This window comes from Bacillus sp. FSL W8-0770 (genome assembly GCF_038008705.1).
In the GTDB taxonomy this organism is placed as follows: domain Bacteria; phylum Bacillota; class Bacilli; order Bacillales; family Bacillaceae_G; genus Bacillus_A; species Bacillus_A cereus.
Map to the genome: position 1 here is coordinate 1,344,476 of NZ_JBBOZR010000001.1, position 14,635 is coordinate 1,359,110.

Here is a 14,635-nt window from a genome sequence, read left to right on the forward strand (position 1 = left end):
ATACATTAGAAGGGGAAAGGTGTGAAAATTTAGATGACAAAATGGAAACGGGCAAATCCAAATGGAACGAGAGATTATTTATTCGAAGAATGTACGTTAATTGAAGAAGTAGAACAAAAATTAAGGCTTACTTTTTTAGAGAGAGGTTATGAAGAAATAAGAACACCTACAATTGAATTTTATGACGTTTTTGCATTTCAAAATAGACCGATAGATGAAGAGAAGATGTATAAATTTTTTGATGAAAAGGGAAGGATTATCGTTTTACGTCCAGATATGACAATTCCTTTAGCGAGAGTTATTGGAACACAGAGATGGGATACGCCACTTAAAGTGACGTATAGCGGGAATGTATTTCGAGCGAATGAATCCCATTCTGGAAAATATAATGAAATCGTACAAAGTGGTATTGAAGTTATCGGGATTGATAATGTAAGAGCTGAAATTGAATGTGTAATAAGTGTCATTCAAGCACTTCAAAAGTTGAAGGTGCAATCTTTTACAATTGAGATTGGGCAAGTACAGTTATATAAATGTATTGTAAAAAAACTCTCCATCCATGATGAAGAAGAAAGGGTACTTAGAACGTATATAGAAAGTAAAAATTATGCAGCCCTCTCAAATTTTATCGGAGAAAAGAAATTAGATCGATGCGATGAGACAGTAAGATTACTTGAGAAATTACCAAGGCTATTTGGAAATTTAGAAGTTATTGAGGAGGCAGAAAAGCTTGCTTCAAGTAATGAAATGAAAATGGCAATTGCAAGAATAAAAGAAATGTATGAAACAATTGAAACGTTAGGATATGGTTCTTACATATCAATTGATTTGGGCATGATTCAACACTTAGATTACTATACGGGTGTTATTTTCAAAGGATATATATATGAAATTGGAGAAGAAATCGTTAGTGGCGGAAGATACGATGAGCTAATTGGCAATTTTGGAGAAATGCTGCCAGCTGTTGGACTCGCGGTACAAGTAAATCAAATTGTGAAGGCGCTGCAAGAGCAACAAGAACCATATGAACGAAATCAAATTGAGATTGTGATTCATTATGAGTTAAATAGAATAGCGGAAGCAGAAAGGCTACGAAATTTAATTCGAAAGGATGGAAAAAATGCTTGGTTATCTCTATTCTCTAATTTAAGCGATACCTTTCAATTCGCAAGAAAAAATAAAATAAGAACGGTCGTTGAGGCAAAGAATGAATACTTAGTGGAATATGTATGGAATGAGAAATGGGTAGTCCAGAAAGAAGGAGAGGCTTCATGCGTAACATTCAAATTGCGTTAACGAAAGGAAGGTTAGAAAAACATGTCATTCCACTTTTTGAGCAGATTGGAATTGATTGTTCCGAGCTCAAAAATAAAGGTCGGAAGCTTGTATTTCAAAGTAAAAATACAAATATTTCATTTATTTTAGTAAAAGCGATTGATGTTGCTACTTATGTAGAACATGGGGTAGCTGATATTGGCATCGTTGGAAAAGATATTTTAATGGAAAACGAGAAAGATATTTATGAAATGCTGGATTTAGGAGTGGGGATTTGTAAGTTTTGTGTGGCATCTATTCCTACGTATAATCCGAAGAGTTACCGGAAGAAAAGAATTGCTACGAAATACCCGCATATTACTTCTACTTATTTTCATGATAAGGGAGAGGATGTAGAAATTATTAAAATAGAAGGTTCTGTAGAAATCGCTCCTCTTCTTGGATTGGCGGATGCAATTGTAGATATTGTTGAAACAGGAAAAACATTACAAGAGAATGGACTCATTGTATTTGAGGAAATGCACTCTATATCGGCTCGGATGATTGTGAATAAGGCAGCTTTAAAAACTAAAAAAGACGAAATATTCAGTATTGTAAATATGATGGAGCAAGAAATCTTATCAGGGAAATAGGAGGATTTAAAATGGAAATCATTTATGAAGACTTTAAGGAGGCATTATCTAAAATAAAAGTGCTAAGAGAAAACGCTAATATAATAGAAGAAACTGTTCAAAGAAGTGTAAGAGAAATCATTAGACATGTAAGGGAAGGAAATGATGAGGCTTTATCTTTCTATACAAAAAAGTTTGATGGTGTAGAGATGAAAGATTTTCGTGTAAGTGAAGAAGAAATACAGCAAGCGAGTATGTTTGTAGAGAATTCATTTTTAGAAGCTTTAAAAGAGGCGAAGAAAAACATTGTTTCGTATCACGAAAAACAAAAGAAGTATTCAATCTTCGATTGTGAAAGTAAAGGCATAATTAGAGGGCAGCTTATTCGGCCATTAGAAAATGTAGGTGTATATGTACCAGGTGGGACAGCTTCATATCCTTCTTCAGTATTAATGAATGTATTGCCGGCGAAACTTGCAGGTGTGAAAAAAATTGTAATGGTAACACCGCCGAGGAAAGGGGGAATTGATCCTCATATATTAGCTGCTGCAAATCTTGCGGGAGTAGATGAAATTTATACGATAGGTGGCGCACAAGCAATTGCTGCTTTAGCATACGGGACGGAATCGATTCCGAAAGTGGATAAAATAGTTGGACCGGGAAATTTGTACGTCGCTCTAGCGAAACGAGAAGTATACGGGATAGTAAATATCGATATGATTGCTGGTCCATCAGAAATTGTAGTTGTCGCGGATGAAACAGGTAATGCAAAATATATCGCAGCGGATTTATTATCGCAAGCAGAGCATGATGAGAGAGCAACGGCGATTTGTATTACAACGAATATGGAACTAGCTAAAGAAGTAGAAAAAGAGGTAGAAAGACAGTTAGAAACGTTACCAAGAAGTGAAATTGCACGTGAATCAATAAATAGAAATGGAGCCATCTTTATCGTTGCTTCTTTAGAGGAGGCACTAAAGTTATCAAATGAAATTGCTCCAGAACATTTAGAGTTACATATAAAAGAACCGATGAATGCTCTAGATTATGTGAAACATGCAGGCTCTATTTTCCTTGGGCCATATGCACCTGAACCGCTCGGGGATTATTTGGCGGGACCGAATCATGTATTACCAACGAGCGGAACGGCAAGATTTTTTTCTCCGTTATCAGTCGATGATTTCGTGAAAAAATCAAGTTTTATTTCTTATACAGAGGAAGCATTAAAAAATGTACAGCATCATATTGTAGAGCTTGCAAATAAAGAAGGGTTACATGCACATGCGAGAGCAATCCAAATAAGGTTTGAGGAGGAAAAATAATGCGTCAGTCCAGTCAAGCACGTGAGACGACAGAAACAAAAATTAAATTAAGTTTGCAGCTTGATGAAAGTACGAGTGTATCTATTCAAACGGGGGTTGGTTTTTTCGATCATATGCTGACTTTATTTGCTAGACATGGAAGATTTGGATTGCAAGTTGAGGCAGAAGGTGATGTATTTGTCGATGCACATCACACCGTTGAAGATGTTGGAATTGTACTCGGAAATTGCTTGAAAGAAGCATTGCAAAATAAAGAAGGAATTAATCGTTACGGTTCCGCGTATGTACCGATGGATGAATCTTTAGGATTTGTTGCAATTGATATAAGTGGACGCTCATATTGTGTATTTCAAGGGGAATTAACAAATCCGAAGCTCGGGGATTTTGATACAGAATTGACGGAAGAATTTTTTAGAGCAGTTGCACATGCTGCCAATATTACATTACATGCGCGCGTTCTATACGGAAGTAATACACATCACAAAATTGAAGCATTATTTAAAGCTTTTGGTAGAGCGCTTAGAGAAGCGGTCGAAAAAAATGCCAACATTACTGGTGTAAATTCAACGAAAGGGATGTTGTAATTGATTGCCATTATAGATTATGGAATGGGGAATATTCGCAGTGTAGAGCAAGCATTAAAATATATTGGTGCAGAGTACATTGTAACGAGTGATAAAGAAGAGATATTGAGAAGCGATGGCGTGATTCTACCGGGAGTAGGTGCATTTCCGAAAGCGATGGAAGTATTAAAAGAAAGAGATTTAGTGTGTGTACTAAAAGAAGTTTGTGACATAGGAAAACCACTCCTCGGTATATGTTTGGGCATGCAACTTTTATTTGAACGAAGTGAGGAACTAAAAGATTGTAGCGGGTTAGGTTTACTACCAGGTGAAATTCGGAAGTTAAAAGTTTCGTATAAAATTCCTCATATGGGATGGAATGAATTAAGGAAGGAAAGAGAATTTCCGCTTTGGAATGGATTAGTGGATGGTTCTTTCGTGTATTATGTTCACTCATATTACGCGGATTGTCCAGATGAAATTGTATGCGGAGTAAGTGATTATGGAATGCAAATACCAGGGTTTGTCGCGAAAGGAAATGTATTTGGTGCACAGTTTCATCCAGAAAAAAGTGGCGAAATTGGCATGCAAATATTAAAAAATTTTCAAGGAGTGGTAGAAGCATGGAAATCTTCCCAGCTATCGATTTAAAAGAAGGGCGATGCGTTAGACTTTATCAAGGAGAGTTTAGTAAAGAAACGGTGATGAATGAAGATCCGGTAGCGCAGGCGATCATATTTGAAAAGCTTGGAGCGGAAATACTACACATTGTTGATTTAGACGGTGCAATTGCTGGCGAGTCGTTAAATTTGCCCGTCATTGAAAAAATCTGCAAGGCGGTACGTATTCCTGTGCAAGTGGGAGGAGGAATTCGTTCACTTGTAACGGTGGAGAAGTTATTGTCAGCAGGTGTAGAAAAAGTGATTTTAGGAACAGCAGCTCTTTATGATAAGTCATTTTTAGAGGAAGCAGTTCGTCTATATAAAGAGAAAATCATTGTTGGAATTGATGCGAAAAATGGTTTCGTAGCAACGAGAGGTTGGCTTGATCTGTCTGAAATTTCTTACGTTAGTTTAGCGAAACAAATGGAAAGTTTAGGTGTTCAAACGATTGTGTTTACAGACATTTCGAAAGACGGGACGCTTGCAGGTCCAAATTTTGAACAATTAGCGATACTTCAAAAAAGTGTGGGCATTCGTCTCATCGCCTCTGGAGGAGTGGCATCTATTCAAGATGTGAAAAAGTTAAATGATATGAATATATATGGTGTCATAATTGGAAAGGCGCTTTACGAGAAAACGATTGATTTAGAAGAAGTGTTACAGGTAACGAAGTTATGTTAGCGAAACGAATCATTCCATGTCTAGATGTGAAAGAAGGGCGAGTCGTAAAGGGTGTAAATTTTATAGGATTACAAGATGTCGGTAATCCGGTTGAAATAGCTGAAGCATATAACGAGGCAGGGGCAGATGAAATCGTATTTTTAGATATTACAGCGACTCATGAAGGAAGAAAAACGATTATAGATGTTGTAGAAAAAACAGCAGCTAAAGTATTTATTCCTCTTACGGTTGGCGGGGGGATTTCAAGTGTGAAAGATATGTACAATTTACTAAGAGCTGGAGCAGACAAAGTTTCAATAAACTCAGCGGCAGTGCGAAACCCGAAGCTTATAGAAGAAGGGGCAGAACACTTTGGATCACAATGTATTGTCGTGGCAATTGATGCTAGAAAAGTAGCAGAAGGTAAATGGAACGTATACGTCAACGGCGGAAGAGTTGACACAGGAATGGATGCCATAGAATGGGCGAAGCGTGTTGTTAAACTTGGGGCAGGTGAAATTTTGTTAACGAGTATGGATGCAGATGGAACGAAAAGCGGATATGACCTTCGTTTAACAGAAGAAATTTCAAAAAGTGTTTCCATTCCAGTCATCGCATCAGGGGGCTGTGGTCATACGGATCACATTATAGAAGTTTTTCAAAAGACAACAGTTGATGCAGCGTTAGCGGCATCCATCTTTCATTATGGTGAGGCGACAGTGCAGAGTGTAAAGCGAAAATTAAGAGATGCAAATGTTGAGGTGCGGTTATGAAACCTAATTTTTCAAAAGGATTAATACCAGCAATTGTCATCGAAGAAGGTACGAAAGAAGTTTTAATGCTAGCTTATATGAATGAAGAAGCATATGAAAAAACGTTAGAGACGAAAAGAACATGGTTTTATTCTCGTTCGAGGCAGTCGTTATGGAATAAGGGGGAAACATCAGGGAATCTTCAATATGTGCAATCTTTATATTTAGATTGTGATCAAGATTCAATTGTTGTGAATGTGAAACAAGTAGGACCTGCTTGTCATACGGGAGAGAAGACATGTTTTCACTATCAAATTATATAGGGGGATACATATGGAAAATGCCTTTAAGTTGCTGTATCAAACAATTGAAGAACGAAAGGAAAGCCCACTTCCTGAATCGTATACAAATTATTTATTTTCAAAAGGAGAAGATAAAATTTTAAAGAAAATTGGTGAAGAGTGTGCTGAAGTAATTATCGCATGTAAAAATAATGATAAAGAAGAAGTAGTGAAAGAAATGGTTGATGTATTTTATCATTGTTTCGTTTTATTAGCTGAAAAAAATATTACATTGGAAGATGTCATGCGGGAGGTGAAAGAACGAAATGGAAAGCTTTCGAGAGTTGGGGATAGAAGGGAAATAGATACATTATAAGGGGGAATGTATATGAAAGTAGATTATCATCTTCACTTAGAAGAAGGACCGTATTCAATAGGATGGCTTGCTAAAATAAATGAAGCGCTGGAACGTTATGAACCGCTTCAAGAAAGGCATTCTATTGATTGGCTTATGAAAACACAAGAGCGTTTGCAAAAGCGTGTGAAGGAAGGGCCATTTACAACAGAATGGATGGACCTCTATTTAGAAGAAGCTGTGCGAAAAGGTATAACAGAAGTTGGGATTGTTGATCATTTATATCGTTTTCATGAAGCGAAAGGATATTATGAAAAATATGTAGATATTAGTGATTCTAAGCTCGGTCGTATACAGAAGGAATGGTTAGATCAAGTAAGGGTAGTTTCACTGTATGATTTTACAAAGGTCATTGAAGAGGCGAAAGAACGATGGAGTAAAAGAGGTGTCACACTTAAACTTGGAATTGAAGCGGATTATTTTATTGGTTGTGAAGGAGAGTTAAAAGAATTATTAGCGCTAGGAGACTTTGATTATATAATTGGTTCCGTTCATTTTCTAAATGGCTGGGGATTTGATAATCCAGATACGAAAGAATATTTTGAGAAGCATGACCTACGCGCATTATATGATATGTTTTTTAAAACAGTTGAGAGTGCGATTCGTACCGAGTTATTTGATATTATCGCTCATCTTGATAATATAAAGGTATTTAATTATCGATTGGATGAGAATGAACAGCTTTCTTATTATGAGGAAATTGCCTGTGCGTTAGTAGAAACGAATACGGCAACAGAAATAAATGCAGGATTATACTATCGTTATCCTGTTCGTGAAATGTGCCCAAGTCCACTATATTTACAAGTATTAGCTAAGTATGGTGTTCCAATTACGATTTCTTCGGATGCCCATTATCCAAATGATTTAGGGAATTATGTACAAGAAAATGTACAAACATTACTAGCTCACGGTGTTAATCAGGTTGCAACATTTACGAAGCGAGCAAGAGTAATGAGGTCGCTTGAAGAAGAAGTAACAAATTCAAAATGAAACGCAATTTTTTGATGAAAACCGTCCTTTTTGTTCAAAATAAGAAAGAATGAAAAGGAGGGTAAGAAATGGCGAAACAACAAAATAAACAAAATGTACAAGGTGCACAGCAACAAGCTTATACTTCTGAAACGAATGCTGAATCTCAATCGGTTATTGAGGAGCAAATTAGCGATACGGTTGCAGAAGGAACGATTGATGTGAAGCTTGGAAAAGAATCGCAGGAAAAAGCGTAAGAAAAGGGGAGAGTTGCATCTCCTCTTTTTTCATGGAAAAGTGTCGATTTTTAAAACTATAATCAAATTCCTTGGTTTTTATATGTGGATTTCTTACAATGAAATATAAGAGATATCTTATTTTCTATAGAAGAGGTGTTAGTAGTGGCAAAAATATTAGTAGCGGGAAAAATTCCGGAAATTGGATTAGAACTATTAAAAGATCATGATGTAGAAATGTACGATAAAGAGGAGTTAATTTCTATAGATGAATTAACAGAGCGTGTAAAAGATAAAGATGCATTGTTAAGTTTACTTTCGACAAAGGTGCCAAAAGAAGTTATTGATGCAGCCCCTCATTTAAAGATTGTTGCAAACTATGGTGCTGGTTACGACAATATTGATTACACGTATGCGGGCGAAAAAGGAATTGCAGTTACGAATACACCGAAAGTATCAACGGAAGCGACTGCAGAATTAACATTTGCACTTCTTTTAGCAGCGGCGCGTAGAATTCCTGAAGGGGATACGTTATGTCGTACGACTGGATTTAACGGATGGGCACCGTTATTTTTCTTAGGACGAGAAGTTCATGGTAAGACAATCGGAATTATAGGTCTTGGAGAAATCGGGAAGGCTGTTGCAAAACGTGCGAAAGCATTTGGAATGGATGTTTTATATACAGGGCCAAATCGTAAGCTTGAAGCTGAAAGTGAGCTGGGGGCAACGTATGTGATGTTGGAAGAATTATTACAAACAGCAGACTTTATTACAATTAACTGTGCTTATAATCCAAAATTACATCATATGATTGATGAAGAGCAGTTTAAAATGATGAAGAAAACAGCGTATATTGTAAATGCTTCACGTGGGCCAATTATGAATGAAGCAGCACTTGCTCATGCATTAAAAACGAATGAAATTGAAGGAGCAGCTCTTGACGTGTTTGAATTTGAACCGAAAATTACAGAAGAGCTAAAAGAATTAAAGAATGTAGTACTTGCTCCACACGTAGGAAATGCAACATTTGAAACTCGTGATGCGATGGCTGAAATGGCTGTTAGAAATATTTTAGCTGTATTAAACGGCGAAGAGCCAGTAACACCTGTAAATGAAAAGGTATTAGTCACAAAATAAAAAGAAACCTTCCGGACTCGGAAGGTTTTCTTATTTTTCTTTATTTGTTTTTTTAGACGGTCTTTGTCTAATGAATTGAGATAACATGTACAAAATATATAGTGGAATGGCAATGAATAAGAAAACAGAAAAGTTGCCAAATCCTGTTTGATACATTGTAATAATGATTCCAACTAAAAATAGTGTAATAATGATGCTATATCGTGGAATTGGTACATCTTTTAAACTTGGGATACGAATGCGGCTCACCATTAAAAATGCGAACGTTACAAATACAGTAATAAGAACGATTTTTGGAATGGTATGTGAAAATAACGTTAAGAAAGCAACAAGCCCTCCCGCTGCTGTAATCGGTACTCCAGTGAAATATTTCATTGAAGTAGAAGATGGTGTTACATTAAATCGTGCTAAACGATATGCTCCGAAAAGAGGGAATAATCCCGCTATGTATAATCCGATGATTCCGTAGTTTGAGAAAGATGTGTAATACATTAAAACAGCTGGTGCTGCACCAAATGTTACGACATCTGCAAGCGAGTCGAGCTCTTTTCCCATTTGTGAATCAACACGTAATAAACGAGCAACACGACCATCAAGACTATCTAACATCATCCCGATAAGTACTAAAATAGCAGCTGATTTATAATATCCTAAAGATGCATAGCCGATTGATAAAAATCCGCTATATAAATTTCCGAGCGTAAATAAGTTTGGAATAGCTGCTCTATACAAAATCTGATCCCTTGCTTTCTGTAATAAATTCTTAATTAGTGTATGAAAGTTTACTTATTTTATCATACCATAAATTTATTCCTCATACGAAAGAAATTACCAATTTGTGAAAGATTTCATAGAAGGATGGTTTGAAAATTAAGTGCAAATACAAAGAGGAAGCAACTTGTATAAAGTTGCTTCCTTTACTATTCAAATTTCGTTGTCATCGTTCCAGTTTTATATCGATTATTAGGATCGAAGCGTAATAAATCTCCATAAATTAATTTGTCGGAGAGTTTTAATTCTGTTTTTGCTTTTTCAATATACGGCTGACATAGCGTCATGTCAGCTTCTTCACCCGTACTTCTTTTGTAACACATATTTTTTGTATAAACATACTCTTCAGAAACAAAGCTACCATCACGCATTACCATAAGCGGGTCTTTCTCTTTAATAAATAAGTCAGTTCCAAATTCAACGGATTTATTTGTTTTAATACCAAGTAAATGAAGGAGCGTTGGCTTAATATCAATTTGACCGGATACTTTAGAAACAACTTTTCCTTCTTGGCCAGGTACATGAATAATAAGAGGGACTCGTTGTAATTGCATAGAATCGAATGGTGTAATAGTATCTTTTCCTAGGAACTGTGCCATAGCTGCGTTATGGTTTTCGGAAATACCGTAATGATCACCATAGATGACAATAACGGAATTATCATACAATCCTTCTTCTTTTAATTGTTTAATAAATAATTTAAGAGCTTCATCTGTGTAACGAACAGTTGGGAAGTAGCGGTTTACAACACCACTTTCCGAGTTGAATTCATCAACATATTGATCTTCCGGATTTAGAAGAAACGGAAAATGATTTGTTAATGTAATAAATTTTGTATAGAACGGTTGCGGTAAAGATTTTAACTTTGGAATAGATTGTTCAAAGAACTCTTTATCTTTTAATCCCCAACCGACAGACATTTGCTCCGTTCCTGCGTAATCATTTAAATTAAAGTAACGATCATATCCAAGCGCAGGATACATTACATCCCGATTCCAAAACGTTTTATCATTTGAATGGAAGACGGCAGAAGAATATCCGTATTTCTTTAATTGTTCTGGTGTCGCTGTGTATTCATTTGTTGCATGAGTAAAGAATACAGAACCACGATCTAGCGGATAAAGTGAGTTTTCAACGATAAATTCAGCATCAGAAGTTTTACCTTGTCCAGTTTGATGATAGAAGTTATCGAAATAGAAACTATCCTTAATAAATTCATTTAAAAATGGTGTAATTTCTTTTCCATTTATTTTTTTATTAATAACAAAGCTTTGTGTAGATTCCATTGAAATTAAAATTACATTTTTACCTTTTGCAGCTCCAAATAAGTTTTTATCAACTTGTTTGTCTTTTGAGTCTGTATAGTTTTTAATTTCAGAAAACCCATCCCCACTTGCAAATACACGCTCAGCTGAAGACTTGGATTGAAGCGTAATATCAAATAGATGATATGTGTATAAACCTAAATTCTTCACGACAGTTTGACGGTCAAATGAGCGTGAGAACATTTGTGGTTTATAAATAACTGATACAACAATTTGTAGTGCTAATAAAGCTGTTACACCGCTAAAGAAAGTTCGCTTCTCTGAGCGGGAAAGTGGTGCTTTGTCGCCAAATGATGGGAATTTACGCGAAATAAACATTAAAATAATTGCATCTGCAAATAAAAGTAATGTTTTGTACGTAAAGAGTTCTTTTATACTTGTCCCTAAATCAGCCATATTGTTTGTTTGGAATAAAACCGGGAAAGTAACGAAATCGTTATAGAACCCATAAAACATTGCGTTTCCAAATAAAATAAATGACAGTATAAAACTGATTCCAATTATAATTCGGTTTCGGTGCTTAGATGCAAGTAAAGCTAAGCCGAAAAATAAAAGTAACGCAGCTAGTGGATTGATAAAAAGCATGAATTCTTCAAAGAAATTATCAATTTTGATATCAAATGCTAGCTTGTACACAATATATGTTTTAATCCATAGTAAAACGACTGCAACGAGTGCAAATCGCAGTTTTGGAAACAGATGTTGTAGCATAATATACTCCTCTCCTAAAAAGCATGACAGTTCTTGTGAGTCAGTTTGCTTAAAGACTCATTTTATATATACGAACAGTCCTTTGTTATTATGATTATTATACTATGAGTATCATTATACGAAAATAAAAGAAGGTTGTGGGCTTTTTTATAATAATCGAGTAGAAAAAGAGTGATGGGAGACAATAAAACAGAATTTCTATGTATGATAATTATCGTACGCAGAAAGAATCGCGTGATAATACGGAGGTTATAATGCGAAAATTATTATATTTTATAGCATGCAGTAGTGTTATACTTTTTACTTCACCGAGTGTGTCGGTAGCCCAATATGATGCACCTCTTATGGAAGATGCACTTTATTCTGTTTTATTTCCAAAAATAAATAAAGCAATTGAAAAACAATATGGAAGTTTGAAACCTTATCAATGTCCTAAAATTATTAGTTTAAAAAAAGTGTATAGCGGTACATATTTATTTCAAGCAAGTATTGAAGTGACAAAGTATGAACGTGTTGCTGGGAAAATTGCTCCACCATTTGAGAAGGTAACGATTACATTTAATAACGAAGAAGGCGAATGGGAAGTAACAAAGGTATTAGTAAAGCGCTTACCAGACGATACGAAATTAAACTGCAAAAAAACAATATAAAAAATTGTTTGACAAATAAAATGGTCCTTTGGTATTGTTAATAGCAACAATTAGATGTTTGAAAATTAAATAGACTTACCTCATCTACTCTCAAAGGTAGAGGCCGCGATAGGAAAGAGTAAGCTATGGGAGATTTAATGGAATCTGTGATCATAGGTTGAAAGGGACTATTGCCGAAATATAAGAATAACCATCTTATTCATATATTGGGACTGCATTGAATAAATGTAGTACTGTCATAAGATTTATTTTATGGAGAGCTATTTGGAGATGTTGATGCGGTTTCTTATTTTGAGGAGATAACAACTCGTTTATTTTTTCAATATATATTTTTCCTAATAAGAAACGCGTGTGAACATTGTTCCGCGCGTTTTTTGTCTATCTAAAAGCGTGCTGCAATGAATAGAAGATTGGGGTTATGAGTTTTAGAGGAAATAAGGGAGGAATTTAAATGTATTTACACGGCACAAGCCGAATTAATGGGCAAGGACACTTAGAAATTGGAGGGTGCGATACGACGCAGCTAGCAAAGCAATACGGAACACCACTTTATGTATACGATGAAGAGTCTATCCGAGGAAAATGTCGAGCATTTCATCGTGCTTTTAAAGAAAGTGGTTTCTCTTATCAAGTAGCATATGCAAGCAAGGCGTTCTTGTGCATGGAGATGTGCCGAGTAGCTCGTGAAGAGAGTATGTCATTAGACGTTGTTTCTGGGGGAGAATTATATACTGCGCTCCAAGCAGGATTTCCGGCATCACGTATTCATTTTCATGGAAATAATAAAACAGAAGAAGAAATAGTGATGGCTCTTCAGGCGAATATCGGTTGTTTTGTCGTAGATAACTTCTTTGAATTAGAAGTTTTACACGATTTAGCGATGCAACATGGGAAATTTGTGAACATATTAATTCGTGTAACGCCTGGAGTAGAGGCGCACACACATGAATATATTACAACAGGTCAAGATGATTCGAAATTTGGATTTGGCGTTTCAAACGGTCAAGCGATGCAGGCAATTGGATTTGCTTTACAAAAATCAAATTATAATGTGCTAGGGATCCATTCACATATTGGATCACAAATATTTGAAACAGCTGGTTTTGTTCGAGCGATTGAAGTTCTTCGCCAATTTTTAGAAGAAGTGAGAGAGCAAACAAACTATGTAGTAAAAGTGTTAAATGTAGGCGGAGGATTTGGAATACGTTACACAGAGTCAGATACACCATTAACTCTTGAGACATATGTGCGAGCTGTAACAAGTGCAGTGAGAGAACAATTTACTGTATGTGAATATCCATTGCCAGAAATATGGGTTGAACCAGGCCGTAGCATTGTAGGTGATGCTGGGACAACACTTTATACAGTTGGATCTGTGAAAGATATTCCTGGTATTCGGAAATATGTATCAGTCGATGGTGGAATGACAGATAATTTAAGACCAGCTTTATATAGCGCGCGTTATGAAGCGATGTTAGCGAATCGAGGGAATGATGAGAATGAGGAACTCGTTTCGATTGCCGGGAAATGCTGTGAGAGTGGAGACATGTTGATTTGGGATATTCATTTACCGAAAGTCGCTGCTTCTGATTTACTAGCAGTTTCCTGTACAGGAGCATACGGGTACTCGATGGCGAATAATTACAATCGGATTCGAAGACCAGCCGTTGTCTTTGCAAAAGGCGGAACATCGCAAGTAGTTGTGGAACGTGAAACATATGAAAATATTATTGGGAACGATCGCATACGTATTAAAGAGCTTGTCTAAATAGGAAAAGGAGTTGTTCGTATGGGCAATTCCTTTTTTATAAAATAAAATAATTAAAATATATCGGAAAACTAGGATTGAAAAAAATCAGAATTGTGATAAAATACAAATACAAAGCTTATCAAGAGAAGCGGAGGGAACTGGCCCGAAGAAGCTCGGCAACCTGCTTATAGAAAGCAAGGTGCTAAATCCAGCAAAATGGGATCCATTTTGAAAGATAAGGTAAAATATATTACCGAACAGTCTTTTCGAAATGGGAAAGATTTTTTTTATGAATAAAAAGGGGGGCTGTTTGCGTGAGTGTACGGGAACATTTTGATGAAGTATCCGAGAAGATTGAAGCGATGCTTGCTGATATGAAATATGGTTCAATTACAATTGTTGTGCAAGATGGAAAAGTAATTCAGTTAGAGAAAAGTGAAAAAGTACGTTTAAAGTGAAAAGCGCTGACTAGAAAAACTAGAGGCGGTTTTAACCTATTTTTATTAGGTTAAAACCGTCTTTTTGCTTTTACAGGGGGAAAAAAC

17 protein-coding genes and 2 riboswitches are annotated in these 14,635 nt (G+C 35.9%); of the genes, 15 read left to right on the forward strand and 2 right to left on the reverse strand.

What is annotated here, in order from left to right:
* Window positions 1–33: 33 nt before the first annotated feature.
* The 12 genes from NST27_RS07060 (at window position 34) to NST27_RS07115 (ending at window position 8,883) form a co-directional block, all read left to right on the forward strand.
* Window positions 34–1,296 (forward strand): ATP phosphoribosyltransferase regulatory subunit, encoded by a 1,263-nt coding sequence (locus NST27_RS07060; RefSeq protein WP_000170291.1) that lies wholly within the window; start codon window positions 34–36, stop codon window positions 1,294–1,296.
* Window positions 1,272–1,907 carry an ATP phosphoribosyltransferase gene (gene hisG / locus NST27_RS07065; protein WP_001244484.1) on the forward strand — a complete coding sequence of 212 codons (636 nt, stop codon included), beginning with the start codon at window positions 1,272–1,274 and terminating at the stop codon, window positions 1,905–1,907. Before NST27_RS07060 ends, hisG begins: the two co-directional genes overlap by 25 nt.
* Window positions 1,908–1,918: 11 nt before the next feature.
* Window positions 1,919–3,208 (forward strand): histidinol dehydrogenase, encoded by a 1,290-nt coding sequence (gene hisD, locus NST27_RS07070; RefSeq protein WP_000402912.1) that lies wholly within the window; start codon window positions 1,919–1,921, stop codon window positions 3,206–3,208.
* A complete protein-coding gene (gene hisB / locus NST27_RS07075; RefSeq protein WP_001249951.1) occupies window positions 3,208–3,792 on the forward strand; it encodes an imidazoleglycerol-phosphate dehydratase HisB in 585 nt (194 codons plus the stop codon). The genes hisD and hisB overlap by 1 nt, the downstream gene beginning before the upstream one ends.
* On the forward strand, window positions 3,793–4,422 hold the full coding sequence (gene hisH / locus NST27_RS07080) for an imidazole glycerol phosphate synthase subunit HisH (RefSeq protein ID WP_000560356.1): 630 nt from the start codon (window positions 3,793–3,795) through the stop codon (window positions 4,420–4,422).
* Window positions 4,395–5,114: a 1-(5-phosphoribosyl)-5-[(5-phosphoribosylamino)methylideneamino]imidazole-4-carboxamide isomerase gene (hisA, locus tag NST27_RS07085; protein WP_000402298.1), complete on the forward strand. Its 720-nt coding sequence runs from the start codon at window positions 4,395–4,397 to the stop codon at window positions 5,112–5,114. The genes hisH and hisA overlap by 28 nt, the downstream gene beginning before the upstream one ends.
* Complete coding sequence (hisF, locus tag NST27_RS07090; protein ID WP_000880117.1) at window positions 5,108–5,866, forward strand: imidazoleglycerol phosphate synthase cyclase subunit; 759 nt, start codon at window positions 5,108–5,110, stop codon at window positions 5,864–5,866. Before hisA ends, hisF begins: the two co-directional genes overlap by 7 nt.
* Window positions 5,863–6,168, forward strand: coding sequence for a phosphoribosyl-AMP cyclohydrolase (gene hisI / locus NST27_RS07095; RefSeq protein ID WP_000803961.1), 306 nt, complete (start codon window positions 5,863–5,865; stop codon window positions 6,166–6,168). Before hisF ends, hisI begins: the two co-directional genes overlap by 4 nt.
* 10 nt (window positions 6,169–6,178) lie before the next feature.
* Entirely contained in the window at window positions 6,179–6,502 is a 324-nt protein-coding gene (gene hisE, locus NST27_RS07100) for a phosphoribosyl-ATP diphosphatase (RefSeq protein WP_000426360.1), read from the forward strand.
* Window positions 6,503–6,514: 12 nt separating this feature from the next.
* Window positions 6,515–7,531 carry a histidinol phosphate phosphatase domain-containing protein gene (locus NST27_RS07105; protein ID WP_000861845.1) on the forward strand — a complete coding sequence of 339 codons (1,017 nt, stop codon included), beginning with the start codon at window positions 6,515–6,517 and terminating at the stop codon, window positions 7,529–7,531.
* Between the two features lie 68 nt (window positions 7,532–7,599).
* Complete coding sequence (locus NST27_RS07110) at window positions 7,600–7,767, forward strand: YozQ family protein (RefSeq protein WP_001118880.1); 168 nt, start codon at window positions 7,600–7,602, stop codon at window positions 7,765–7,767.
* Window positions 7,768–7,911: 144 nt separating this feature from the next.
* Complete coding sequence (locus tag NST27_RS07115) at window positions 7,912–8,883, forward strand: NAD(P)-dependent oxidoreductase (RefSeq protein ID WP_001062834.1); 972 nt, start codon at window positions 7,912–7,914, stop codon at window positions 8,881–8,883.
* A 30-nt stretch (window positions 8,884–8,913) separates the two neighbouring features.
* On the opposite strand, the gene pssA is transcribed toward NST27_RS07115, so the two are convergent.
* Together pssA and NST27_RS07125 are read right to left on the reverse strand one after the other, a co-directional pair.
* Entirely contained in the window at window positions 8,914–9,615 is a 702-nt protein-coding gene (pssA, locus tag NST27_RS07120) for a CDP-diacylglycerol--serine O-phosphatidyltransferase (protein WP_000285418.1), read from the reverse strand.
* Window positions 9,616–9,803: 188 nt separating this feature from the next.
* A complete protein-coding gene (locus NST27_RS07125) occupies window positions 9,804–11,690 on the reverse strand; it encodes an LTA synthase family protein (protein WP_047385792.1) in 1,887 nt (628 codons plus the stop codon).
* Window positions 11,691–11,944: 254 nt separating this feature from the next.
* Here NST27_RS07125 and NST27_RS07130 point away from each other — a divergent pair, with 254 nt between their 5' ends.
* From NST27_RS07130 to NST27_RS07140, 3 genes are all read left to right on the forward strand, one after another.
* The gene (locus NST27_RS07130) at window positions 11,945–12,340 is read left to right on the forward strand and encodes a DUF3888 domain-containing protein (RefSeq protein ID WP_001228824.1); all 396 of its coding nucleotides are present in this window, start codon (window positions 11,945–11,947) and stop codon (window positions 12,338–12,340) included.
* 89 nt (window positions 12,341–12,429) lie between these two features.
* Window positions 12,430–12,611: riboswitch (Lysine riboswitch) on the forward strand.
* 180 nt (window positions 12,612–12,791) lie between these two features.
* Window positions 12,792–14,108, forward strand: a complete 1,317-nt coding sequence (gene lysA, locus NST27_RS07135) for a diaminopimelate decarboxylase (protein ID WP_000280677.1) — start codon at window positions 12,792–12,794, stop codon at window positions 14,106–14,108.
* A gap of 115 nt (window positions 14,109–14,223) precedes the next feature.
* Window positions 14,224–14,332, forward strand: a riboswitch (SAM riboswitch).
* A 72-nt stretch (window positions 14,333–14,404) separates the two neighbouring features.
* A complete protein-coding gene (locus NST27_RS07140; RefSeq protein ID WP_000116158.1) occupies window positions 14,405–14,548 on the forward strand; it encodes a YezD family protein in 144 nt (47 codons plus the stop codon).
* Window positions 14,549–14,635 lie beyond the last annotated feature (87 nt).